The sequence below is a fragment of the Brevibacillus parabrevis genome, from assembly GCF_003710905.1.
Classification (GTDB): domain Bacteria; phylum Bacillota; class Bacilli; order Brevibacillales; family Brevibacillaceae; genus Brevibacillus; species Brevibacillus parabrevis.
The window spans coordinates 409,495-434,074 of sequence record NZ_RHHV01000006.1 but is presented as its reverse complement, the minus strand read 5'-3'; the positions used below and the strand labels follow the sequence as shown (position 1 = coordinate 434,074).

Genomic DNA, 24,580 nt, shown 5'->3' with positions numbered 1-24,580 from the left:
CGATAGCGAAATGATGAACAACAGGTATGAAAGGGGGTACGATTCTGAATGGAAGATAAAGACTTTCTCCAATTTATTGCAAGCGTTAAAAAAATGACCGGAATTGATCTTGCCCTCTACAAGGAAGCACAGATGAAGCGGCGCCTGACTTCGTTGCGGCAAAAGCGGGGCTACGGCACGTTTGTCCAATATTTTGATGCGATTGCAAAGGACAAGGAGCTTTTTTACGAGTTTCTCGATCGGATGACGATCAACGTCTCCGAGTTTTTCCGCAACCCAGGTCGTTGGGAGGTGCTGGAGAACAAAATTTTGCCGCGGCTTGCCAAGCAATCGTCGCGTGTCAAGTGCTGGAGCGCGGCTTGCTCCACTGGCGAAGAACCGTACACGCTCTCCCTGATTTTGCTGCGCAAGCGTCTGGATGCTACCGTGCTGGCATCGGATATCGATGAGGGCGCTTTGTCCAAGGCAAAGCAAGGCGTGTATACAGACCGTTCCTTGCAAGATTGTCCGAAAGAGCTTGTGGACAAATACTTCGTCAAAGACACGCTCAGCTACCGGATTTCCGAAGAGGTGAAAAAGCGTGTCACGTTCAAAAAGCATAACTTGCTGGCGGATACGTTTGATACCCAGTTCGATTTGATCATTTGCCGCAATGTGATGATCTATTTTACAGAGGAAGCCAAGCACGAGCTGTACCACAAATTCAGCCGGGCGCTCAAACCGGGCGGCGTGCTGTTTGTCGGCAGCACGGAGCAAATCTTCCAGCCGCAGCAATACCAGCTGGAGACGGAAGACACATTCTTTTACCGAAAAATGGGATGATTCTCTATGGCCGTGTGTATAACTCTGCTCCTTTTTCCCAAGACTAGGAATACTTACTTTGCCAAGGGAGGCAGCAGATGGATAAGCACAAGGTCATCGAAGCATACCGTCGGGGTTTGATTACGTTGCAAGAATGCGGACAAATACTTGGGGCTGAAAAAACTCAGCTGGATGATTTGATACGTGTGGATCATTCCAGAAGGCCGCTGAGCCCCAATCCATTTTTGATGGTCGATCCTTTCTAGTCAGCGCCATCTGCAAGCGAAGCGCTTCTCCATTGGAGGGGCGTTTTTTCTTCAAGCGAAAGGTTTTCGCGTAGGATTGTACTTTTTGTGTTTCCAGAGCGAGACAGGTATGATATTATAGCGCTTAAAAGTGATAAAGGACAGCGACCCGAACCGGAAGGAACTGGGGACATGAGCTGCCTGGAGGATGGAGGAAGGAAGAGATGCGTTACTTGACAGCGGGGGAGTCCCACGGACCGCAGCTTACAGCGATCATCGAGGGAATCCCAAGCAACTTGCCGATTTCCATTGAGGCAATCAACGAACAGCTGGCGCGCCGCCAAAAAGGTCACGGGCGGGGCCGGAGAATGCAAATTGAAAAGGACCAGGTGAAAATTTTGTCTGGCGTGCGCCACGGGTATACGACAGGAGCGCCGATCACGCTGGTTGTTGAAAATAAGGATTGGACGCACTGGCAGACGATCATGAGTGCCGAGCCGGTAGAAGAGGGCGCAGAGGAAAAACGCCGCGTGTCTCGCCCGCGCCCAGGCCATGCTGATTTGAACGGTGCGATTAAATATCATCAACGGGATATGCGAAATATTCTGGAACGTTCCAGCGCCCGCGAAACAACTGTGCGTGTTGCGGTCGGCGCCGTAGCGCGTCAATTGCTCGCCGCTTTTGGCATCCAGATCGGCGGACAAGTGTTGCAGATCAACGATGTCGTGGCAAAACGCCAGGAAGTCAGCCTGGAAGAGCTGATCGCCCGCACGGAAGAATCACCTGTCCGTTGCCTGGACAAAGAAGCGGAGCCGCTTATGATGGCAGCGATCGACAAGGCCAAAGAAGACGGGGATTCTCTCGGCGGCGTGGTTGAAGTCATCGTGGAAGGCGTGCCGATCGGCTTGGGCAGCCACGTGCAATGGGACCGCAAGCTGGACGGACGACTCGCTCAGGCGATCATGAGCATTCAAGCCTTCAAAGGCGTGGAGATCGGAATCGGGTTTGAAGCTGCGGATTTGAAAGGCTCCCAAGTTCATGACGAGATCGTTTGGAACGAGGAAACAGGCTACAGTCGCAAAACAAACCGGGCAGGCGGACTGGAAGGCGGCATGACCACAGGCATGCCTGTCGTTGTCAGAGGCGTGATGAAGCCGATCCCGACGCTGTACAAGCCGCTGATGAGCGTCGATATCGACTCCAGAGAGCCGTTCTCGGCCAGCATCGAGCGTTCCGACAGCTGCGCGGTTCCGGCAGCGAGTGTCGTGGCAGAAGCTGTGGTGGCATGGGAAATCGCCCAAGCGATGTGCGAAAAATTCCCGAGCGATTCCATGGACGACATGATTGAAAACGTGCGTGAATACCGCGCGTACACGGAGAAATTCTAATGGATACCAACAGACTGACAGTAGAGCTGGGAGAGCGTTCCTACGAGATTGTGATCGGTGATTCTCTATTGCAGCGGGTGCCTGGTTTGCTTGCGGAGGCGGGGGTTGTCTCCACAAGCAAACTCATGATTATAACAGATGAGCACGTGGCGGTTCGTTACTTAGAGCCGCTGCGTGATGCTCTGCGCGCTGCCGGATACAACGCGACAGCGAGCGTAGTGGAAGCGGGCGAGCAATCGAAAAGTCTTCCAGTCTATGAACGGCTGATGACCGAAGCGATTCAAGCGGGATTGGATCGCCAATCTGCGATTCTCGCATTGGGCGGCGGAGTCGTGGGAGATTTGGCTGGCTTCGTGGCGGCTACGTTTATGCGCGGCATTCATTTTGTCCAGCTGCCGACTACTTTGCTTGCCCACGACAGCTCGGTCGGAGGGAAAGTGGCGATCAATCACCCATTGGGGAAAAACTTGATCGGCGCTTTTCATCAGCCTCGCGTCGTGATCTATGACACAAAAGTGCTGCACACTTTGCCCAAGCGTGAAGTGGCTGCCGGCTTTGCCGAGGTAATCAAGCACGCCCTTATTTCCGATGCTTCCTTTGCAGATTGGCTGGAGGAGAACGCCGCAAGCCTGTGGGAGCTTGATTCAGAATTGTTAGGGAAAGCGATTGAAAAAGGCTGCGCAGTGAAGGCTGCGATTGTCTCTGCTGACGAGACGGAGCAGGGCCCGCGGGCGCTATTGAATTTGGGGCATACGTTCGGGCATGCGTTTGAAGCGTTGTCAGCTTACTCCACGCTGAATCACGGCGAAGCGATTTCAATCGGGATGTGTCTGGCTGCCAAACTAGCAGAGCGAATCGGTCTTGCGCCAAACGGTGTGTACGACCGCACGAAGCACTTGATTGGTTTGTACCATTTGCCTACGGCTTGGCCAAAAGGACTGCTGCCGCAAGATGTACTCGATGCGATGAAGCGGGACAAGAAGACCGTTGGCGGCAAGCTTGCCCTCGTATTGCCTAGCGCAATCGGGCAGGCGGAGATTGTGAAAAATGTAGACGAACAGCTCATCCTGACAGTAATGAGTGAAGAAGCGGGGGCTTTGTAATGGGAATGCGAGGAATTAGAGGCGCAGTCACGGTGGAAGCCGATACGCGAGACGAGATTGTCTCTTCCACCAAGTGGCTGCTGGAAGAAATGGTTACGCGCAATGAAGTGAATCCTGAAGAGATTGGCAGCATTATCATCACGACGACAGAGGATTTGTGTGCGACATTTCCCGCCCAGGCGGCACGTCTTCTTGAAGGGGAAGCGTGGCAGTATGTTCCCCTGATGTGCGCACGCGAAATTCCTGTACCAGGCAGCTTGCCGCTCTGTATACGTGTCATGATGCATGTCAACACAGAGAAATCGGCAAAAGAGATTCAACACGTCTTCTTGCGGGATGCTGTAAAGCTTCGACCTGATTTGACAAATCGCAGTTGACAATCAGGGCGCTCTCTTTTACCATAAGTGAAACGAGAGCGCCTCGTTTGTTCGTGAAGAGCCAATTCCGGCTGAGATGAGAATGAGTAGAGCAGAGTAGAGATGAGTTAGGTTGAGGAGAGAAGAGCAGGCTGGGTACATATTTATCTACCCGATCCAGTTCTTTTTGCTGGATTTTTTTGTATATTTTTTTCTCCCCCTACCTCTCGCTCTAGACAGCGGGTGGTGAAAAGACGGGTGTCTTCGTCCTTTTCGCTCCCACTAAAAAGGAGATGAGAGTTCCATGTATTTTCCCTCCCTTGCCGAGGTCAAGACCCTTTCGGCGTCGTATTCCCTGATTCCTGTGAGCTTGAAACTTCTGGCTGATCAGGAGACTCCTATCCGTTTGTATCAGAAGATTCGCACCAGCGATTCGTTTTTGCTGGAAAGCGTAGAAGGCGGCGCGCGCTGGGCACGCTTTTCCTTCATCGGGATGAACCCTTTTCAGATCGTGGAAGCAAAAGGAGCAGACATCTCCGTTGTGTCGAGAAGCGGTGAGCGCAAAGCGATGACAGGCAACCCCGTCGACTTTTTGCGCGAGGAGACAGATCGCTTCAAAAGCCCCAAGCTGCCGGGCTTTCCCCGGCTTAGCGGCGGAGCGGTCGGCTTTTTTGGCTACAATACGCTGCGCTATTTTGAAAACCTCCCGGCCCATCGCAAGGAAGCGGTTCAAGCTCCTGACATGCGTTTTCTGTTCGTCGACGAGATGATCGCGTTCGATCACCTGAAACAAGAAATTCAGTTGATCGTGAATTTGCACGTCGAGCCAGGAGATTCGCCAGCCATTATTGACGAAAAATACAGGCTAGTCTGCGAACGGCTGGAGCAATTGGCGGAAAAAGTCACCGCTCCGTTGGAACAGGACAGCCGGATTCAAGTGGCAGTCGATTCGCCCAAACCGCTGCAGGTCGAGCCAAACATGAGCCGCGAGCAATACGAGCGCATGGTCGAACAGGCGAAAGAGTACATCGCCGCAGGAGACATTTTTCAGGTCGTGCTCTCCCAACGCTTTTCCGTGAAGACCGATGTCGACCCGTTTGCCGTGTACCGGCTGCTGCGTACGCTGAATCCTTCTCCGTACATGTACTACCTCGAATACGCAGGCGAGACGGTGGTCGGAACATCTCCTGAGCTGCTCGTGCGGGTGGAGGATGAAAAAGTCGAGATGCGCCCGATTGCCGGGACGAGAAAAAGAGGCGCGACACCGCAAGAGGACGAGGAGCTGGCCGCAGACCTTTTGGCAGACAAAAAAGAGCGGGCCGAACATTACATGCTGCTCGATTTGGGCCGAAATGACGTCGGCAAAGTCTCCGCGTACGGAAGCGTGCAAGTGGAGGAGGCGCTCGTCATCGAAAATTACTCGCATGTGATGCACATGGTATCGCATGTGACAGGCAAGCTGCGCGAGGGACTGCACGCGTTTGACGCCCTGTTGAGCGCCTTTCCTGCGGGAACTGTCTCAGGCTCGCCGAAGCTGCGGGCGATGGAAATCATAGCCGAGCTGGAACAGGATGAGCGCCATTTGTATGCGGGAGCGATCGGCTACATTTCCTTTGACGGCTCGCTCGACAGCTGCATTACGATTCGCACTTTGTTCTTCCAGGATGGATACGCGCATGTGCAGGCTGGCGCAGGCATCGTGGCGGATTCCATTCCGGCAAGCGAATATCAGGAAACGGTAAACAAGGCGGCCGCGATGATTTCGGCTCTGGAAAAAGCAGAACAGCTATTTGCGCGCAAGGAGGAATTGCTATGCTGACCTATGCACTGGAACAAATTTTGCAAGGAAGCGATTTGACACGAGCAATCGCTGAGGAAGCAATGGGAGAGATCATGGACGGCAAAGCGACTCCTGCCCAGATCGGCGCCTTTTTGGCCAGCATGCGGCTCAAGGGAGAGCAGGTTGAGGAAATTATCGGGTTTGCCCAGGCGATGCGGGCACGAGCGATGCGTTTTCCGATCGATCATCCCGGTTTGGTCGATACGTGCGGCACCGGAGGAGACGGCAGCAACACGTTCAACATCTCGACGGCGAGTGCGATTGTGGCGGCAAGCGACGGCGTGCGGATCGCCAAGCACGGCAATCGTGCCGTATCGAGCAAGAGCGGCAGTGCGGATGTGCTGGAAGCGCTGGGAGTCCCAGTCAACCTGTCGCCAAAAGAGGCTGCGGATTGCTTGCGTGCTACCAATCTGTGCTTCCTGTTTGCCCCGCTGTACCATCAGGCGATGAAGCATGCAGCCGGACCGCGCAAGGAGCTGGCTGTACGCACCGTGTTTAATTTGCTCGGCCCTCTGACCAACCCGGCAAACGCCAGTCACCAACTCATGGGCGTCTACGATGCGAAGCTGCTCCCGACGGTTGCGGCTGTACTGCGAGAGCTGCACGTAGAGCGGGCGCTGGTTGTGGCAGGCTCGGACGGACTCGATGAGCTGACCGTGACGGGAACGAGCCAGATCGCTGAACTGCGAGATGGCCAGATTCGCACGTACGAGATCGATCCCAAGCAGTTCGGATTGCGCCGACATGACAAAGAGGCGCTGCGCGGCGGGGATTCGAGCGAAAATGCCGAGATCATTCGCGATGTATTCGCTGGCAAGCGCGGTGCGGCACGCGACATCGTGCTGTTGAATGCAGGAGCGATCCTCTACTTGTCTGATCGCGTGCGTTCCATTGAGGCAGGAGTGATTCGGGCGGCAGAGCTGATCGACGACGGACTGGTCATGCGCAAGCTGGAGCACATCCGGCAAATTGCAGGAGGAATGATTCATGCTTCTTAACATTGTGGAAAAGAAACGCGGAGAAATTGCTCACCTGAAACAAGTGACGACGATCGCAAACTTGCTTGAGCAAGCGAAAAACCAGGATCGTCCGCGCGGCTTCCATCAAGCGCTTGTGCAAAGTTCCCGTCCAGTCAGCGTCATCGCAGAAGTGAAGAAGGCGTCTCCGTCCAAAGGGCTGATTCGCCCGGATTTTGATCCGCTGCAAATCGCGCAGGCGTATCAAGCTGCCGAAGCGGAATGCTTGTCCGTCTTGACCGACGAGACATTTTTCCAAGGAAGTTTGGCTTATTTGCAAGGCATCCGCGAAGTGGTAAACCGTCCGCTCCTGCGCAAAGATTTTCTCATCGAGGACATCCAGGTCGTGGAAGCGCGGGCAGCGGGCGCGGATTGCATTTTGCTCATCGCGGCGATTCTCGATCACGAGCAACTGCGGCATTTGTATCAAACCGCAGAAGAGCTGGGGATGGACGTACTTGTCGAAGTGCATGACAAGCCGGAATGCGACCGCGTATTCCGGGCGATCGAACCGAAGCTGCTCGGAATCAACAACCGGAATTTGCGCACATTCGAGACGAATCTCGCTGTGACAGACGAACTGATTGGCGGACTGCCTGCTTCGTTGACAGTCGTGAGCGAAAGCGGCATTTCCAAAGCGGAGGATGTCGAGAAGGTAAGGAGAGCAGGTGCGCGCGCCGTTTTGGTGGGAGAGCATTTCATGCGTCAGCCAGACGTAGCGCAAGCGGTGATCGAGCTGGTTGGAGCGAAAGCGGGGGTGAGTTTGTGACCCGATTAAAAATTTGCGGGATCAAACGCCCGGAAACGCTTGCGCTTTTGAAAGAGCTGGATGTCGACTACGTGGGCCTGGTTTTTGCCTCGAGCAAGCGCAGGATCGACGCACGGACGGCTGGAGAGCTGCTTGCAGCCGTCCCGGCTCATCCGCCAGCGGTAGGCGTGTTCGTCAACCCGACGCTGGACGAGTTGGCGGAGGTGTTGCAGGAAGTGCCGCTCGCTGCCGTGCAGCTGCACGGGCAGGAGACGCCGGAATTTTGCCGTCAAGTGCGGGAACGTTTTTCCGTGGAAGTGTGGAAAGCGCTGGCTGTCGGCGGCGAAGAGGATGCAGCCCGGGCGATTGGAGCGTATCAAGGGATCGTAAGCGCCTTTTTGTTCGATACGTATGACCCTGCCCAAGCCGGGGGAACCGGGAAAAAGTTTTCGTGGGAGCAGATTCCTCTGTTGAAGGCTGCGTGCCAAGCGGCTGATTGCATCATCGCGGGCGGCATTCACGCCGAAAATGTCGGAGAGCTGCTCGAAACGTATCAGGCCCCTGTGATCGATGTGTCCAGCGGAGTGGAAACGGATGGAGAGAAAGACGGAGAAAAGATAAAAAAACTGGTGGAGAGGGTGAAGGCGCATGCCAAGCAATACACAGACAACCGCGCGGGTCGTGCCTGACGAAAATGGACGTTTTGGAGCGTTTGGAGGGAAATTCGTCCCGGAAACGTTGATGAACGCTTTGTACGAGCTGGAGACTGCTTTTGAGGAAGCGCGACGTGATCCACAGTTCGTAGCAGAGCTGAATGAGCTGCTGAGCAAATACGCTGGGCGTCCTACGCCGTTGACGTACGCTGAACGGTTGACGCAAGAGCTTGGCGGGGCGCAAATCTACCTCAAGCGCGAAGACCTCAACCATACCGGGGCGCACAAACTGAACAACGCGCTCGGTCAAGCCCTTTTGGCAAAACGGATGGGCAAAAAATCGATTATCGCGGAAACAGGAGCGGGCCAGCACGGTGTCGCGAGCGCTACCGTAGCAGCGAAGCTGGGGCTTTCCTGCAAAGTATTCATGGGCGAGGAAGACATTCGCCGTCAGTCGCTGAACGTGTTTCGCATGAACTTGCTCGGAGCGGAAGTCATTCCGGCGGTATCAGGTTCGCGCACACTCAAAGACGCGACGAATGAAGCGATTCGCCACTGGGTTTCTCACGTAGAGGAAACGTTTTACGTCATCGGATCGGTCGTCGGCCCGCATCCTTATCCGTACATGGTCCGCGAGTTCCAGAAAATCATCGGAGAGGAAACCCGGCGTCAAGTGTTGGAACAGCTCGGCAAATTGCCTGACGAAGTGGTCGCGTGCGTAGGAGGCGGAAGCAATGCGATCGGCATGTTCTATCCGTTCATCCAGGATGAGTCTGTTGCGCTGCGCGGCGTGGAAGCGGCGGGAAAAGGAATCGATACGGACAAACACGCGGCAACCTTGACGCTTGGACGTCCAGGAGTGATTCACGGCTCGCTTACCTACTTGCTGCAAGATGAGCATGGACAGGTGCAAGAAGCGCATTCCATCTCCGCCGGGCTGGATTATCCGGGTGTCGGTCCCGAGCATGCGTATTTGAAAGATACGGACAGAGTGACGTATACGTCTGTCACAGATGCGGAGGCGCTGGCGGCAGTCGAGCTTTTGTGCCGGACGGAAGGCATCATCCCCGCGCTGGAGAGCGCTCATGCGATTGCGGAAGTGATCAAGCGCGCTCCGCAAATGTCTCCTGAGCAAGTGCTGGTCATTTGCCTGTCGGGGCGCGGAGACAAAGACGTGTTGACCATTCAGGAAGCGTTGGCAGAACGGACAGAAGGAGGCGAGGCGTAATGACGGCAGCTACCAATCGAATCGACCGTTTGTTTGCGGATCGCAGCCGCAAGCGTTTTATCCCGTTCATTACGGTGGGCGATCCAACTATCGAAGCGACTTTTCAGCTTGTGACCGCCATGGCGGAGGCCGGAGCCGATGTGATTGAGCTGGGCATACCTTACTCTGACCCGCTGGCAGACGGCCCTACCATTCAGCGAGCTTCCCAGCGCGCACTGGAAAACGGCGTGTCGATTGCAGACGCTTTGCAACTGGTGAGCCGTTTGCGCCAGTCGAAAGTAGAAGCGGGCATCGTGTTGTTCTCCTACTTCAACCCGGTGCTGCAATATGGAGTCGAGCGGTTTTTTGCGGAAATGGCGGCACACGGGGCAGATGGCGTCGTCATTCCCGATTTGCCGATTGAAGAAAACGGCCCTTGCGTTGCGGCGGCGAAGCAAAACGGCCTTCATGTCATTTCGCTGGTCGCGCCGACTTCCGAAGCGCGCATCCAAACGATTGGCGAACAGGCGACAGGCTTTTTGTATTGCGTCTCGTCGCTCGGCGTGACAGGGGCGAGGACGGATTTGCGCGAGGATCTGGCAGACTTTTTGCAACGGGTGAAGGCGAGTACGAGTGCGCCGACTGCTGTCGGATTCGGCATTTCTACACCAGAGCAGGTGCGGGCCGTGGCTCCTCATGCGGACGGGGTAATCGTGGGCAGTGCGATTGTGCAGCAGATTGAAAACTACGAGAACGAACTGAAAGATCCGGCACGAATGCCAGATGCTGTTGAAAAAATAAAAACGTTTGTACATCAGTTGGCGAGTGCGCTACAATAGTGGGAAAAATGTGACTGGAGTGAACGTGGATGCAACCGAAGCAACGCATACTCAATGCCCCGGTATATCAGCCAGGGAAACCCATTGAAGACGTCAAACGGGAGTTTGGTTTGACAGAAGTGATCAAGCTGGCGTCCAACGAGAATCCTTATGGCTGCTCGCCAAAGGCAAAGGCAGCTATTGCGGAACAACTGGACAATCTCGCTCTTTATCCGGACGGCGCAAGCCTCAACCTGCGCTGGGACTTGGCAGATGCCCTCGGTGTGAAGCCTAGTCAACTGATCTTCGGAAATGGTTCCGATGAAATCTTGTTGATGATCTCTCGCGCTTTCCTGAGCGAAGGCACGAACACCGTCATGGCTACGCCGACGTTCTCCCAATATCGCTCCAATGCGATTATCGAAGGGGCAGAGCTGATCGAGGTTCCGCTCAAGGATGGCGTGCACGATCTGGAAGCGATGGCGGCTGCCATCAACGAGCAGACGAAAGTCGTCTGGGTATGTAATCCGAACAACCCTTCCGGCACGATCGTTACGGCGACAGAGCTGGAAGCGTTCCTGCAAAAAGTGCCGAGCAGCGTTCTCGTCGTCATGGATGAGGCTTATTACGAGTATGTCGTTGATTCCGCGTATCCGCAAACCGTTCCGATGCTGTCCCAGTATCCGAACCTGATCATTTTGCGCACGTTCTCCAAGATTTACGGCTTGGCAACGCTGCGCATCGGCTACGGCATCGCCTCCGAAGAGCTTGTGTCCGCTCTGGAGCACGTCCGCGAGCCGTTCAATACCGGAGCGCTTGGTCAGGTGGCAGCACGCGCGGCCCTGCACGATCAGGAGTTTGTCATCTCTTGCCGCGACCGCAACCGCGAAGGCTTGAAGCAATTGACTGACGCATTCGACGATTGGGGACTTTCCTACTTCCCGACGCAAACCAACTTCATTTTGGTAGACCTGAAAATGGATTCCGATGAAGTATTCAAAAAGCTCTTGATGAACGGAATCATCGTTCGCTCGGGCAATGCGCTCGGCTTCCCTGGATATCAACGGATTACAGTGGGAACAAAAGAACAGAACGAAAAGATTTTGTCTGTGCTAAAAGAAATCGTAACTGGCGCATTGAAATAACGGACACGAGATGCCGGGCGTTCCCCGGCATCTTTGTCTACGCGCATATGAGGAAGGACAGGAAGTGGAGATGAAAAAAGTAACCATCACTGTAATCGGTGTCGGATTGATTGGCGGTTCGATCGCTTTGTCCATGCGACGTGACCCCAATATCCGTGTTGTCGGTTACGATGTACGACAAGAACCATTAGATAAAGCGTTGACACTTGGAGTGATTCACGCTGGAACGACTGATTTGCAAACGGCTGTCCGCGAAGCCAATGTCATTTTCCTCGCAGCCCCCGTCGAGCAAATCGTAGCTACACTGCGCTTGTTGCAAGACATGGAGCTGCAACCAGACGTCATCGTCACAGACGTGGGGAGCACCAAGTCAGGCATTGTCAGACAGGCGGTAGAAGTCATTCCGCCGCATGTGACGTTTATCGGCGGGCATCCGATGGCCGGATCGCACAAATCAGGCGTGGAGGCGGCTTCGGACAGACTGTTGGAAAATGCCTACTACGTTTTGACGCCAGCCCCTGGCACGGCAGCAGAAAAAGTGGAGCGTCTAACCGAGCTTCTCTCCCTCACGCGGGCAAAAGTAGTACAGATGGACGCGGATTCCCACGATCAGGTAGTGGGAGCAGTCAGCCATTTCCCGCATGTCCTGGCATCTGCTCTGGTCAACCTGGTCGCCGGATACGACGAAGAGAACGCGTGGCATGCGCGTCTGGCCGCAGGCGGCTTCCGTGACATTACCCGCATTGCTTCGAGCAATCCGCGCATGTGGCGCGACGTATTGCTGCAAAACCGCGAGCATATTGTGAAGATCGCCAAAGACTGGGCAAAAGCTTTGGAAGATGTCGTCGAGCTTGTGGAAGAAGGCGACCCGGATGGAATCGAGCGGTTCTTCCAGACAGCCCGCGACTTCCGCGACGGTTTGCCTGAGCGCAAAACAGGAGCTTTGCCGCCTTTGAACGATTTGTATATCGACATTCCTGACCATCCAGGGGAGATCGGGCGCATTACGACGTTGCTCGGTGCGAAGCAAATCAACATCACCAACCTGCAAATCAGGGAGACGCGTGAAGATATATACGGTGCGCTGCGCATCACCTTCCATTCCCAGGAGGAGATGGAAAAGGGGGAGGAACTTCTCCGCTTTTTCGATTACAATGTATACAGGCGTACATGAGCCTGGTCGCGCAAACACGCTTTACAACGAAGACGCTTCACAGTATGACTAACGGGTGAAGAGAAAAAGGGGAGTGGCACTGTGCTTCGAGTTCGTCCAGCAAAGAAAATAGCAGGAACCGTACGTGTTCCGGGAGATAAATCCATTTCGCACCGTGCGGTCATGTTCGGAGCCTTGGCAGAAGGCGTTACGACGATCGAAGGCTTCCTGCCTGGCGCGGATTGCCTCAGTACGATCAGTTGCTTCCGCCGCATGGGCATCGAGATCGAGCAGCAGGGTGACAAAGTAACGGTACAAGGCAAAGGCTGGTACGGCTTGCAAGAGCCGATGCAGCATCTGGATGTAGGCAACTCCGGTACCACGATTCGCCTGATGTCCGGCATTTTGGCGACACAGCCGTTTCATACGGTCATGGAAGGCGACGAGTCGATTGCCAAAAGACCGATGCGCCGTGTCATCGGACCGCTGCGCCAGATGGGGGCAAAAATTGACGGCAGAAAAGACGGGGAGTTTACCCCTTTGTCCATTCGCGGCGGCAAGCTGCAAAGCATGGCGTACCAGTCTCCGGTCGCGAGCGCGCAAGTCAAATCGGCGATTTTGCTCGCCGGCTTGCAAGCAGAAGGCGTGACCAGCGTAACCGAACCGCACTTGTCCCGTGACCATACGGAGCGGATGATGCAAGCGTTTGGCGTTTCTGTCGTTCGCGATGGGCTGACGGTGTCTGTAGAGGGCGGCCAAAAGCTGACCGGACGAGCTATTTCCGTCCCGGGCGACATTTCCTCTGCGGCCTTTTTGATCGCGGCGGTCATGGTAGTGCCAGGCAGTTCGCTTTTGATTGAAAATGTCGGGATCAACCCGAGCCGTACAGGCATCATCGACGTGGTGAAAGCGATGGGCGGAAGCCTGGAGCTGCAAAACGAGCGAATTGTCAACGAAGAGCCGGTCGCCGACCTGCTCGTGACCCATTCGCAGCTGCACGGGATCGAAATCAGCGGGGATATCATTCCGCGACTGATTGACGAGATTCCGGTCATTGCCGTCATGGCTACGCAGGCAATCGGACAGACGGTCATTCGTGATGCAGAAGAACTGAAAGTAAAAGAAACCGACCGGATCGCTACGGTCGTGAGCCAGCTGTCTAAATTCGGAGGCCGGGTCACGCCGACGGACGACGGAATGATCATCGAAGGACAGACAGCCTTGACAGGGGCGGTGATCGACAGCATGGGCGATCACCGTATCGGCATGGCGATGGCGATTGCTGGTCTTGCTGCGACAGGAGAGACGGGGATTGAGAACGAGGAAGCGATCAATGTATCGTTCCCGGGCTTTGAAGAACTGCTGAAAAACATCAGCCAATAAGGGAACGGGAGAGAGAGCCTGCTGTTGACGAGACAGCAGGCTCCTTTCTGTATGAGCAATTGGGCCTAGAAGAGGAGGAACTGCTCTGACGTTTTTTAGCAAAAATGATTTGACAAGCGCTTACATTCCGTTTATTATAAAAATACAGTATGGTTTCTCTCCACTCCTATCCAATATTATAAAAGCACACATGTGCTACCGCCGTTTGAATGCGCTTACAATCAACGGCGGTCTTTTTTTTGTGAAAAACGTCGAGACGTTTTTCATGAAACGGGATGTGACCGCTTGCGGTCAACAAAACGGCCATGGCCGTTTTGCATTTTTTCCCTTTTCCGCGCATATGCTCGTACAAATCGCAGTGCGATGCGAGGGTCGGGAGGGGACAAGCATGTCGGAGCAAGGAATGGTCATTCGAGGGGGAGCCGTTGTTACTGCATACGGAATCAAGGAAGCGGATTTGTGGGTGCACGAAGGAAAGATCGTCCGCATCGCCAAAGACACCTTGCCCAAGACGACAGGCGAGACTGCTTTTGCCGAAGTAGACGCGTCCGATATGTATCTTTTGCCTGGCTTTGTCGCACTGCCGACACAATCTTTATATAAAATAAAAGATAGGCACACATACATAGAAGTGATGCAGGGATTTGTCAGGAGCGGCTGCACCAGTTTCGCCGACGTGTTTTTGCACGAAAGCTGGATGAGCAAGCCGCAGATGGAATACCAGCAAACCCGCCATTTCAACAGTCCGCTGGATTACGTCTGGCATGTCGGGATCGGGGCTGACCAGCTACAGGCGAAAACGGTGGCGAGATACGGTGAACATGGCTTGGCGGCCTTTCACGTATCGGTTCGCAGCCCAGAAGAAATTTCCACAATAAAATGGGAAACGCTTTTGCAACTTCATACGTCTAAACAAACGATTCTGCATTTGCACATACAAAATGATGCGTCCGTAAAAAAAGAACAGCGTGATCAAATTCGGCAGCTTTGGCTGGACGCTACTAAATACTGGAAGGTGCGTACCGTCATCGCTGATCCGTCAGTGGCCTTTGAAACAAGAGAACACGATCCGTTTTTGCACATTTTTCGTTTGCCAACAGAAGTGACAGACCGGGCCATTCGCCACATGCACCAGCACTTTTACGACAGTTGGCAAGTCGCTGCTCCCCTTCACGATGTTCGCATTGATTATCGCCGGAGATGGTATTCGCCGGAAAGGTTGCTTTGTCTACTCGTCAGACTTGCTTCGACAAACGTTGCCAAGGCAGTCGGGCTTTATCCGCAAAAAGGGAGCTTGACACCAGGGGCAGACGCTGATATTGTCTTCCTGAAAAAGGAAAACTGGTTGACAAAGTATGATCTTTCCACTATTCTCAATTTTAGCGAAATGCATCTTCCAACATCTGTTATGTCGAACGGTAAATGGTTGTATCGAAACGCGCAGTTTAGCTCGTCTGTTGGGATGGGCAGACGCCTTTTCGACACAAAGCCCTACGCATATGTCATTTAACCCCAAAAATGGGGGTTTTTTCGTGAAGGATTCCCGCAGTCTGACGAGAAAAAGAATCGTAAGGTCGCGCAACTTTTTACATCCCCAGCAGTCTAATGTTACAAAGGCCGCTGAGGGATCGGAATCGCAAGGAGGTAATCCTGATCATGACCGATTCCCAGCTTATCCGAGAAATTAAAGAAGGTAATCTGGAATGCTATGCTGAACTGATTCGTCGATATGAAAAAAAGATCCTCTCATTTGTCACTCATCTTTTGCGTCAGGCACATCTGGAGCATATTGCTGAGGATATTTGTCAGGAGACGTTTTACAAGGCGTATAAGAGCATTCATTCTTTCCGTGATGTAGAAGCAACCTTCTCTACTTGGCTCTATACGATTGCCCGTAACTCTGTACTCAGCGAATTGCGCAAAAGCCGCAACTCCGACGTGTATCTCGATGATACACTGCAAGTGCCGATGGCATCTCCCAAAACTTTGCCCGAGCAGGTTTTGTTGCGCAACGAGCGGGAGAGCATGGTCAGACTGGCTATTAACAACTTGCCGGAGAAGCAGCGCTCAGCCTTGATTTTGCGAGAGTACGAACAAATGGATTACACAGAGATCGCCACGATTCTCGATTTGACCGTCAGCTCCGTGAAATCCTTGCTGTTTCGGGCACGCCAAAGTATAAAAGGCCAGCTGGAAACCTACATCCTGGACCCTCAATTGGATGAAGCTGAAGGGATGAATCGATGATGAAATGTGAAGAAGTTCAGGAAATTCTGCCTGAATACGCCGAAAATCTGTTGTCAGAGGTGACCCAACGCCGTGTTGATCACCATATGGCATCGTGTTATGCCTGTCGTGCCGACTATGAAATCTGGTCGGACAGCGGGGAGTGGATGGAAATGGACAAGGAAGAGTACCATTCCGTTACGCCTTCCCGTTCCATTGTTGATGCTGTCATGGCCCGGATTTTGTCCGAGGAGCAATGGGCGATCCCGATTGGCAGAAAAATTTTCAGTGTAACAGCCAGAATGAGACGCATGGGAGCAAGTGTAGCCGTTTTGTTGCTATTGTTGTTTACTTTTACTTTATATGTCAATTCCACTTCCACCGAGCAAGCCAATTCCCTCGTGATCAACGGGGAAGTGATGGCGATGAACACGCCAAAAGCGCAAGTCATCTCCTCTTCCATGCAGACAGACGATGGTACATACGTGGTAGAAGCACAGCCGCTCACTTCGCAAAGTGATGCACTGGCTAGTGCGACCGCCTCGATCGTTCCGCTGGATGGAAAACCGGCAGCAACGGATTCAGCGAAGCCGAACTACCCGATTGTGCTCAGTGTGTTCGGGATTTTGATGACCGTATTGACAATGAGCTGGCTTACACGTGCATAATGGTATATGATCAAGAGAAATGAAAAGACCGTCTTAGGACGGTCTTTTGTGGCTATTCATCCAGAATACGGCCTAAGCATAATACATATGAGGTGAGCACGATGCCAAAAAAATGGCTGTATGTCATAGATGAGGCAATTAAGCGAATTGAGAACGACGAAGTGGAACTGGGTTTGACAGCCTTGCAAAAAGTGCAGGAGCACGGGGCTGACTTGCCTGATGTCATGATGTATTTGGCGGAAGTGTGGTACCGTCTGGGCCATTTGGACGTGGCAGGCAAACTGTTGTCGGAGGTTCTGGAAAACAATCCGCAGCTGGACCCTTCCTTGCGCAGAGAGTGCCAATTGCTGCTTGCCGAAATCGCGCTTGATTCCAGTGATTTTGAAACGGCGCAGCATCTGCTCTACGAGTGCAAAGAATCGGGCTATGACAGCATTCAGCTCGATTTGCTATTGGCAGATTTGTACGCGCTGCAAGATTTGGACGAGGTGGCTGTCAAATATTTGGAGCAGGCCAGACAAAAAGAGCCTGACAATCAGGACATTTTGGCTGCGCTCGGCAACCTGTATTTCCGCATCGGGGAAGATGAAGTAGCGATGCAGCTTCTGGAGCAGGCGGGCAGTGAAAGTCTGGAGCTGCTCTTGACCAAAGGACGCTCGTTGGCGCAAAACGGGCAGTTCGAGCAGGCGTATCAAGTATTCCGCCAGGCGCTTGTGCTCGATCGCTCGCCGGAAGTGCTGTATGGAGCGACACTGATGGCTTTCCACGTGGGACGACTGGAGGAAGCGGTGGAGCTGGTAACCACGCTGCAAGCCATTGACGAAGAGTACGTGGCTTCGTACCCGCTGGCGGCAGACATTTACTTGTCGCTGGGCAAAACCGAGCAAGCTATCGACGCCTTGAAGCAATACGTGACGCTGTCCGGCTTTGACCTCGATCAAATTCGCCGACTGATTGCGCTGTTGACGCAAGCGGGACGATACGACGAAGCGAAAGAATACCAGCAATTGCACGATCAGTGGGATCACGAAACAGAAGAAGAGTAAGCAAAAAAAGCTTCAGTGCATAAAAAAATCGACGAACAGGAAGTCACTCATGTGGCTTCCTGTTTATTTTTCCGCTTATTGGCAAGAATGAGGGATACAAGAAAGCCATCGCAAAGAAGGGATGCACAGATGAACTTGGCTGAGATCTTGGTCTACACCGATATCCGGCAGCTCCATCAGATTGCCAACCACTACGGATGCGAATGCAACCCTCATTCCAAAAACGAATTGATCACTTCTCTCTTGTCCAGTCTGCGTCACCGGTTGACAATCTCTCAGGAAGTAGCGCAGTTGTCTCAAGCCGAAATACACTTTTTGCTGCAGCTTTTGCTCGACAAGCGAACCGTCATGTCGCTGGAGGATTTGCTCGCCAAAGCGGGCGTGGCTCTTTTGGCAGCAAAAGAAAAAAAGCAGGATTCGGCAAGGCAATTTGTCGCGGCGGCGATGAAAAGAGGCTGGATATTTCCTGCCAAAAGCAAAACGGTCGGGCAGTATCAAATTCCGTTGGACATCCGAGAACCTTTCATACAAGCCTGGCTCGATCAGTGGCGCGAGGAGAACGATCTGGTGATCCCCGGCCCGCAGGCGTACAGGGACGAAGGAACGGCTCTTTGCGACGATATCATGCAATTTTTACAATTCCTTCAGCAGGAGCCTGTACCGCTTACGGCTGAGGGAGGCATGTACAAACGGCATCAGCAGCAGTTGTTTCAATTTTTGTACGTGAAGGAAGAGCCGCTTTTGCCGCAAAAATGGCGCTTTGGATACGGACTGCACTTCGATGTATACCCGGATCGCTTCTCTTTGCTTTACGACTTCTGCTACTACAACAAATGGATGGAGGAGGCGGAGGGGAGAGTAGGCATTACCGAGGCGGGACGGGAGCGGTTGGAACAGCCGTATTCCGATCAGCTTTACCATGATGTGATCCGCTTCTGGATGCGATTGTACAAGCGGGCGATCCCGAATTTGCCGATGCTTGTCCAGTTGATTCCGCTCATCGCCTCTGGCGGCTGGGTGCGGCAGGAATCGCTGCTGCATACGCTGGTTCCCTGGATCAAAGAGTTCTACTACGATGCACCCGCAGATATTTTGATCAATCGAGTCTGCAAAATGATGGTGCATCTCGGATTGCTTCGAGTCGGCCAAGACGAGCATGAACAGTGGTTGTACACTGCCACCTATGCGAGCCAGACTTGGCTTCGAAAATACAACGGCTTTACGGAAACGACTATTTTATTGAAGTGAGGGATGGGTATGGAGTGGCCAAATTTCTATTCCAACGCGTACGGAACGAACAATCAAATGGTGTCCGGGTTGCTGTCCGAGATGGTAATCGACGAGCAAATGCGGCAGTACCGCAAGCGGACGCTGTACCAGGAAATTGACGAGGCGTTGGCTACCAAAAACAAAGAGCTGTTCATCCGCCTGACGGGCGAATTGAAAGAGATCATGGCTTACGAAAAGGCGTAGCTGCCTTGGCCGGAAGCTGTGTTGCGAGACTTTGCCGATTCATGGTACGCTAGTTTCCAGAATCTACACGAGAAGAGGAGACGGCGTTATGCAATGGAATGTAAACGAATTTGAAAATTGGGAGGAGCTGCGACCCTATGTGGATACCGCGCTGCTCCCTCTTTATTTGTACAAGGACGGTATCGGGGTAGAAGAACACGTGCTGCGCATGAACTATTTGCTGAATATAGCGGCAGGCATCGAACAGCGGCTCAAGGGGCGAGTTCTTCTGTTTCCGCTCAGCTATCAGTTTGCAGAAGCGAGTCAAGGCCAGAAGACGCCGCGAGACTTCGCTTTTTCAGTCGGATTGCATTTTTCGCAGGACAAAATTCGCTTGGACGAGCAGGGGCAGGAAGGCTGTCTCATGCTTCCGGTCGGAGAAGAAGATCTGGACTCAGCCTTGCGTTTTGAAGTGACTGTGGATGTTTTGGTCCACGAAATTATTCGTCTGTGGCAGCGAAAGACGGCGCAATAGAGAAAGCGTTTTCCGGTAATACTACAGGAAAACGGGAGGGACAAGGAGCAAATTTTGACAAAATGGCAACAATCTATCAGCAGGCAGGGGTTGGCTTCTACCATGCCCGCTGGACATTCTTGACATCTTTATAGGCGTTAGCTATGATTGGGATTGACCTAGTGTATATGTATGAAAACGCCATCGTAGCGCTATTTTACAGGATAAGGAGGGAAAAAAGAGATGGGAGACAAACGCGAAATTTCCAGACGTACTTTTTTGAACTACGCTCTGATGGGAACTGGCGGGTTCCTTGCTGCGGGTATGATCACCCCGATGATTCGCTTTGCGGTTGACCCTTTACTGCAGGGACATGCAGGTGGAGATAAAGTAGCAGTTGGTTCTCCAGATGAATTCAGCGCAGTACCTAAGCGCGTTGAATTTAAGGTACATACCAAGGACGGTTGGTATGAATCCGAATCTACGTTGTCTGCATGGGTAACCAAAAACGACAAGGGTGAGATCCTTGCTCTGTCCCCAATCTGTAAGCACTTGGGCTGTACCGTTGACTGGAATACCAGTCCGGAACATCCAGATCAGTATTTCTGTCCATGCCACTTGGGCCGTTACACGATCAACGGTGAACACATCTTGGGTACACCGCCGACAGCATCTCTTGATGAGTACGAAACAGAAGTAAAAGACGGCAAGCTTTATTTGGGTAAGGTAAAGGCAAATCCTCGTCCGGGGGTGAACGGCTAAGATGTTACAAAAAATGTATGATTGGGTCGATGAGCGCCTGAATATCACTCCGATGTGGCGCGACTTGGCCGACCACGAAGTACCTGAGCACGTGAACCCGGCACACCATTTCTCTGCTTTCGTTTACTGCTTTGGGGGCCTAACGTTCTTTATTACGGTTATTCAAATCTTGTCTGGTATGTTTTTGACGATGTACTATGTACCAGACATTATCAACGCCTACGAGTCTGTTAAATACCTCCAGAACGAAGTTGCATTCGGGGTAATCGTACGCGGTATGCATCACTGGGGCGCGAGCTTGGTCATCGTGATGATGTTCCTACATACTTTGCGTGTTTTCTTTACAGGTGCATACAAAAAGCCTCGCGAGCTGAACTGGGTTGTGGGCATGCTGATCTTCTTCGTCATGCTGGGCCTCGGTTTCACAGGCTACCTCTTGCCATGGGACAACACCGCATACTTTGCGACAAAAGTAGGTTTGGAGATTGCAAACTCCGTTCCGCTCATCGGTCCGTATGTAAAAATGTTGCTCACAGGTGGAGACATCGTAGGTGCGCAAACGCTTTCTCGCTTCTTCGCGATTCACGTATTCTTCCTGCCAGGCGCATTGCTCGGCCTGTTGGGCGCTCACTTTGTTATGATCCGTTCGCAAGGTATCTCGGGTCCACTATAATGGGTCTTCGATAAAAAGGAGGAAATAGCATGGCAAAACAAGATAAAGATGCTACCTTCGTCGGAGATTCCCGAGTATCGGCGAAGCGTATCCCTAATATTTCTCCATCTTACTCCGACTTTCCGGGAAAAAATGAGCCGTTCTGGCCGAACTTCCTGCTGAAAGAGTGGATGGTGGCAGCTGTTTGCTTGGTCGGCTTCCTCGTGCTGACGGTTTCTCATCCATCGCCGCTGACTGACAAGGCAAACCCGAATGATACGTCATTCGTTCCGTTGCCAGACTGGTACTTCCTGTTCCTGTACCAAATGCTGAAATACCCTTGGGCTGCGGGAGATTGGGTAGTCCTCGGTACGATCATTATTCCGGGTATCGCCTTTGGCGGACTGATGCTTGCTCCTTGGCTGGATACCAGCAAAGAGCGCCGTCCTTCCAAGCGTCCGGTAGCAACTGGTTTGATGCTGACAGCTCTGGTAGGCGTTTTCTACCTTACGTGGGCTGCGGATCACGAGCACTCCCTGAGCCATCCATCCAGCAAGGATTCTGGTGGCGCTGGTCATGGCTCCAACGCAACGGCTCCGGCACCTGCTGACACCAGCTTTACAGCAGATGCGGTATGGAAAGCTCAAACAAGCTGCATGGGTTGCCACGGCAAAAACATGGAGGGCGGCATGGGTCCAAACCTCCAGAAGATCGGTGAAAAATACGATGCAACGCAGATTGCCGATATCATCAAAAATGGTAAGCCACCTGCAATGCCAGGCGGCATGATCAAGGATGATGCGGAAATCACGAAGTTGGCCGAGTACATGGCAACCTTGAAATAAGCTAATAGAGAAAAAGCTGGCTGACGATGCGGTCAGCTTTTTCTTTAGCGGCGTACACAGCGGGAGACGATAAACATGATCTGGATATGGGAGTGGTTCAAGCATTCTTTGGGGAAAAGATGGTTTCTATGGACGCTGTTTATCGTAAACCTGCTGGGAACTATATACGGATTCATCTGGTATAAAAACCAGCTGGCAGAAACGCCAGCGTACTTGACTCCTTTTGTCCCAGACAGCCCAACAGGTAGTGGCCTTTTTACTTTGGTCATCCTTACCTATTTGTTGGGTCGCCACATCCCGGTACTGGAAGCACTGGCAGGCATCACGAATTTCAAGTATGGTGTATGGGCCGTTTGCATTATCTTGGCGGGTTGGATGATGGGGAATGAAGTACGCTGGACAGATGTGATGTTAATTATTTCACATGCTGGAATGGCGGCTGAATCGGTGCTGTATGCACGCTTTTACAAATTGAGCATCCTGCCAGTGGGGATCGCTGCGCTGTGGACTTTAAACAACGACTTTTTGGATTACGTGATGGATATCCACCCATGGCTGCCGAGTGTGCTTGACCCGTACGATGGTTTCGTCGGGCTGTTTACTGTGCTTCTCAGCCTGGTATCCATATCGGTTATTTGGATTGCGAACAGCAAGCACACGATAAACAAGGTCTAATCTTGTCCTCCTTTCCATAGGCTGTACTAGGGGAAGGAGGTTTTTTGCGTTGAAGAAAAACATCCGGTTTTTACTGTTCTTTTTGGCGATCGGATTGTTTTTGTCCTGGCCGATACACAGTTTGTACTCCAAGCTGAATCAACCGATCGAAGCACAGCAATTAGTGGCTCTGGATCAGATTGCCAATGATTTTTTGAATTACGCAAAAAAAGGGGATATTGAAGGCGCACAAGAGCGGATTGTGCAACTGGCGGAGAAGTTCCCGAACCAGCATTTGACGTCTCCGCTCAAAATCGAGAGCCTGAACGCGGTAACGCAGTCGATTTTGGCGGCGAAAAAAAGCTTTTCTTCGGCCAACGTGAGCGAGCAGCAGCTGTTGTGGCACGCCACGCAAGTTCGGGTAGCGATTGATGCTTTGACGCATGAACATCAGCCGATGTGGCGCAGCTATTATCCCTCTCTTGTCACCCAAGTGCAAAACTTGCAGCAATCTGCGGTAGAGCGTAATTTCACCCAATTTCGCGAGCAGTTCGACGAGAATTATCGGCTGTTTTTGGCGATCAAACCGGGCATGAGCATCCAGCTGCCGGAGGAGCAATTGGCTTCGATTTCCTCGGCTTACGATGTCATTTCCAAAGAGATGAGAAACGCGCAAATGGACTGGCAGCTCATCAGGGAAGCTTTGCGCGATTTGAACGGTTCCATTCAGACGGCATTTGTCGGCGAGGAGAAGAGCACTTTTGCCCGCCTGATGATGCGGCCTGATTCGCCCATGACGATGCTGCTCTCGATTGCGATTGCGCTCGTTGCCGCTTTGGCTTATGTGGCGTGGAAAAAGTACGATGGCGAAATTCGCTCCACCTGAAAACGGAAGGAAGCGTACACAAAAAACCTTGCCCTTATGCTCAGGCAAGGTTTTGTTGCGTTTGAAGCTTTAATCATGCAGCGGCTTTTTATTCTCATCAAGCGTAAAGCCTTCGCCCAGCACCTCGTGCACGTCATTGACGATCACGAAAGCGTGCGGATCGATCTCTTGCACGATGTTTTTAAAGCGCATGACTTCGTTGCGGCTGACGACGACGTAAATGACTTTCTTTTCTTCCCCAGAGTAAGCTCCTTTACCCGCCAGAAGCGTTACGCCACGGCCGAGATCGAGAATTTGCTTCGAGATTTGCTCGGCGTGATTGGAAATGATGGTCAGCGCTTTTCCGGCGTAAGCCCCATCCTGGAAAAAGTCGATCACGCGCGCTGCGATAAACACGACGACGAGCGTATACATCGCGCTCTCCAGGTTCAAGTAGATGAGCGATGCGCCGATGACGAGGATGTCGCCGAAAAACAGCGTTCTACCCATGCTGACACCCATGTATTTTTGCAGCAAGCGGGCGATGATGTCTACTCCGCCAGTCGTTCCGCCATAGCGGAAAATAATGCCCAAACCGACGCCGACAGCTACACCAGCGTACAGGGAAGCGAGCAGTCGATCTTTCATCACGAGCGGCATGACGCCGTCAAAGACGGAGAGAAAGACGGAAAGGGCGACCGTTCCTAAAATCGTGTAGAAAAAAGACGTGCGGCCGAGAATTTTCCAACCTAACAAAAACAGCGGTACGTTCAAGACGAAAAAGACAATCCCTTGATCTACGACCGGGAACAATAGCTTGATCAAAATGCTAATCCCCGTGATACCGCCCTCGGCAAGATGGTTGGGGATGTTAAAGGCGTTAATGCCGAATCCCATGATGGCAGAACCGATAATGATGGCGATGATGCTCTTTAAACGGATGTTCATAGTGTCCTCCTGTTTTGCCGGAGCCGAAATGGATGCTTTTTTGTCCGACATGTTGTGCAGTTGTGCGAGCGAAAACCTTGATGCCTGAGGGT

Annotated in this window: 27 protein-coding genes; 26 read left to right on the top strand and 1 reads right to left on the bottom strand. The window is 52.7% G+C overall.

Features of this window, described 5'->3' with window-relative positions:
- Positions 1-48: 48 nt before the first annotated feature.
- The 26 genes from EDM60_RS08485 to EDM60_RS08365 all read left to right on the top strand — a co-directional run bounded on the left by EDM60_RS08485 (position 49) and on the right by EDM60_RS08365 (position 23,561).
- Entirely contained in the window at positions 49-822 is a 774-nt protein-coding gene (locus EDM60_RS08485) for a CheR family methyltransferase (protein WP_122963578.1), read from the top strand.
- Positions 823-899: 77 nt separating this feature from the next.
- Positions 900-1,067, top strand: a complete 168-nt coding sequence (locus EDM60_RS28485; RefSeq protein ID WP_007785434.1) for a hypothetical protein — start codon at positions 900-902, stop codon at positions 1,065-1,067.
- A 203-nt stretch (positions 1,068-1,270) separates the two neighbouring features.
- Positions 1,271-2,434, top strand: coding sequence for a chorismate synthase (gene aroC / locus EDM60_RS08480; protein WP_122963577.1), 1,164 nt, complete (start codon positions 1,271-1,273; stop codon positions 2,432-2,434).
- Positions 2,434-3,537: a 3-dehydroquinate synthase gene (gene aroB, locus EDM60_RS08475; RefSeq protein WP_122963576.1), complete on the top strand. Its 1,104-nt coding sequence runs from the start codon at positions 2,434-2,436 to the stop codon at positions 3,535-3,537. Before aroC ends, aroB begins: the two co-directional genes overlap by 1 nt.
- Positions 3,537-3,914 carry a chorismate mutase gene (aroH, locus tag EDM60_RS08470; protein WP_122963575.1) on the top strand — a complete coding sequence of 126 codons (378 nt, stop codon included), beginning with the start codon at positions 3,537-3,539 and terminating at the stop codon, positions 3,912-3,914. Before aroB ends, aroH begins: the two co-directional genes overlap by 1 nt.
- Positions 3,915-4,197: 283 nt before the next feature.
- Complete coding sequence (gene trpE / locus EDM60_RS08465; protein WP_122963574.1) at positions 4,198-5,712, top strand: anthranilate synthase component I; 1,515 nt, start codon at positions 4,198-4,200, stop codon at positions 5,710-5,712.
- Positions 5,706-6,731: an anthranilate phosphoribosyltransferase gene (gene trpD, locus EDM60_RS08460; protein ID WP_122963573.1), complete on the top strand. Its 1,026-nt coding sequence runs from the start codon at positions 5,706-5,708 to the stop codon at positions 6,729-6,731. Before trpE ends, trpD begins: the two co-directional genes overlap by 7 nt.
- Positions 6,721-7,518 carry an indole-3-glycerol phosphate synthase TrpC gene (trpC, locus tag EDM60_RS08455; RefSeq protein ID WP_122963572.1) on the top strand — a complete coding sequence of 266 codons (798 nt, stop codon included), beginning with the start codon at positions 6,721-6,723 and terminating at the stop codon, positions 7,516-7,518. The genes trpD and trpC overlap by 11 nt, the downstream gene beginning before the upstream one ends.
- Complete coding sequence (locus tag EDM60_RS08450) at positions 7,515-8,186, top strand: phosphoribosylanthranilate isomerase (protein ID WP_122963571.1); 672 nt, start codon at positions 7,515-7,517, stop codon at positions 8,184-8,186. The genes trpC and EDM60_RS08450 overlap by 4 nt, the downstream gene beginning before the upstream one ends.
- The gene (gene trpB, locus EDM60_RS08445; protein ID WP_122963570.1) at positions 8,146-9,378 is read left to right on the top strand and encodes a tryptophan synthase subunit beta; all 1,233 of its coding nucleotides are present in this window, start codon (positions 8,146-8,148) and stop codon (positions 9,376-9,378) included. The genes EDM60_RS08450 and trpB overlap by 41 nt, the downstream gene beginning before the upstream one ends.
- Positions 9,378-10,196 (top strand): tryptophan synthase subunit alpha, encoded by an 819-nt coding sequence (gene trpA, locus EDM60_RS08440; RefSeq protein ID WP_122963569.1) that lies wholly within the window; start codon positions 9,378-9,380, stop codon positions 10,194-10,196. The genes trpB and trpA overlap by 1 nt, the downstream gene beginning before the upstream one ends.
- 29 nt (positions 10,197-10,225) lie before the next feature.
- A complete protein-coding gene (gene hisC, locus EDM60_RS08435) occupies positions 10,226-11,320 on the top strand; it encodes a histidinol-phosphate transaminase (protein WP_122963568.1) in 1,095 nt (364 codons plus the stop codon).
- A 70-nt stretch (positions 11,321-11,390) separates the two neighbouring features.
- A complete protein-coding gene (locus EDM60_RS08430; protein ID WP_122963657.1) occupies positions 11,391-12,494 on the top strand; it encodes a prephenate dehydrogenase in 1,104 nt (367 codons plus the stop codon).
- An 81-nt stretch (positions 12,495-12,575) separates the two neighbouring features.
- Positions 12,576-13,856 carry a 3-phosphoshikimate 1-carboxyvinyltransferase gene (aroA, locus tag EDM60_RS08425; RefSeq protein ID WP_122963567.1) on the top strand — a complete coding sequence of 427 codons (1,281 nt, stop codon included), beginning with the start codon at positions 12,576-12,578 and terminating at the stop codon, positions 13,854-13,856.
- Between the two features lie 388 nt (positions 13,857-14,244).
- Positions 14,245-15,366, top strand: a complete 1,122-nt coding sequence (locus EDM60_RS08420; protein WP_122963656.1) for an amidohydrolase family protein — start codon at positions 14,245-14,247, stop codon at positions 15,364-15,366.
- A gap of 146 nt (positions 15,367-15,512) precedes the next feature.
- Entirely contained in the window at positions 15,513-16,103 is a 591-nt protein-coding gene (locus EDM60_RS08415; RefSeq protein WP_063226965.1) for an RNA polymerase sigma factor, read from the top strand.
- Positions 16,100-16,750, top strand: a complete 651-nt coding sequence (locus EDM60_RS08410; RefSeq protein WP_122963566.1) for a zf-HC2 domain-containing protein — start codon at positions 16,100-16,102, stop codon at positions 16,748-16,750. Before EDM60_RS08415 ends, EDM60_RS08410 begins: the two co-directional genes overlap by 4 nt.
- Positions 16,751-16,851: 101 nt before the next feature.
- Complete coding sequence (locus EDM60_RS08405; RefSeq protein ID WP_122963565.1) at positions 16,852-17,796, top strand: tetratricopeptide repeat protein; 945 nt, start codon at positions 16,852-16,854, stop codon at positions 17,794-17,796.
- Positions 17,797-17,925: 129 nt separating this feature from the next.
- Positions 17,926-19,044 (top strand): hypothetical protein, encoded by a 1,119-nt coding sequence (locus tag EDM60_RS08400; RefSeq protein ID WP_122963564.1) that lies wholly within the window; start codon positions 17,926-17,928, stop codon positions 19,042-19,044.
- A 9-nt stretch (positions 19,045-19,053) separates the two neighbouring features.
- Positions 19,054-19,269, top strand: a complete 216-nt coding sequence (locus tag EDM60_RS08395) for an IDEAL domain-containing protein (RefSeq protein WP_063226969.1) — start codon at positions 19,054-19,056, stop codon at positions 19,267-19,269.
- Between the two features lie 88 nt (positions 19,270-19,357).
- Entirely contained in the window at positions 19,358-19,783 is a 426-nt protein-coding gene (locus EDM60_RS08390; RefSeq protein ID WP_122963563.1) for a DUF2487 family protein, read from the top strand.
- Positions 19,784-20,005: 222 nt separating this feature from the next.
- The gene (locus EDM60_RS08385; RefSeq protein WP_063226971.1) at positions 20,006-20,524 is read left to right on the top strand and encodes a Rieske (2Fe-2S) protein; all 519 of its coding nucleotides are present in this window, start codon (positions 20,006-20,008) and stop codon (positions 20,522-20,524) included.
- Between the two features lies 1 nt (position 20,525).
- Positions 20,526-21,197, top strand: coding sequence for a menaquinol-cytochrome c reductase cytochrome b subunit (qcrB, locus tag EDM60_RS08380; protein WP_049740092.1), 672 nt, complete (start codon positions 20,526-20,528; stop codon positions 21,195-21,197).
- A 29-nt stretch (positions 21,198-21,226) separates the two neighbouring features.
- Positions 21,227-22,021, top strand: coding sequence for a menaquinol-cytochrome c reductase cytochrome b/c subunit (locus tag EDM60_RS08375; RefSeq protein ID WP_122963562.1), 795 nt, complete (start codon positions 21,227-21,229; stop codon positions 22,019-22,021).
- Positions 22,022-22,096: 75 nt separating this feature from the next.
- Positions 22,097-22,696, top strand: a complete 600-nt coding sequence (locus EDM60_RS08370; RefSeq protein WP_063226973.1) for a DUF1405 domain-containing protein — start codon at positions 22,097-22,099, stop codon at positions 22,694-22,696.
- 49 nt (positions 22,697-22,745) lie between these two features.
- Complete coding sequence (locus EDM60_RS08365; RefSeq protein ID WP_122963561.1) at positions 22,746-23,561, top strand: sporulation protein YpjB; 816 nt, start codon at positions 22,746-22,748, stop codon at positions 23,559-23,561.
- Positions 23,562-23,630: 69 nt separating this feature from the next.
- On the opposite strand, the gene EDM60_RS08360 is transcribed toward EDM60_RS08365, so the two are convergent.
- Positions 23,631-24,488, bottom strand: a complete 858-nt coding sequence (locus EDM60_RS08360) for a YitT family protein (protein WP_063226975.1) — start codon at positions 24,486-24,488, stop codon at positions 23,631-23,633.
- Positions 24,489-24,580 lie beyond the last annotated feature (92 nt).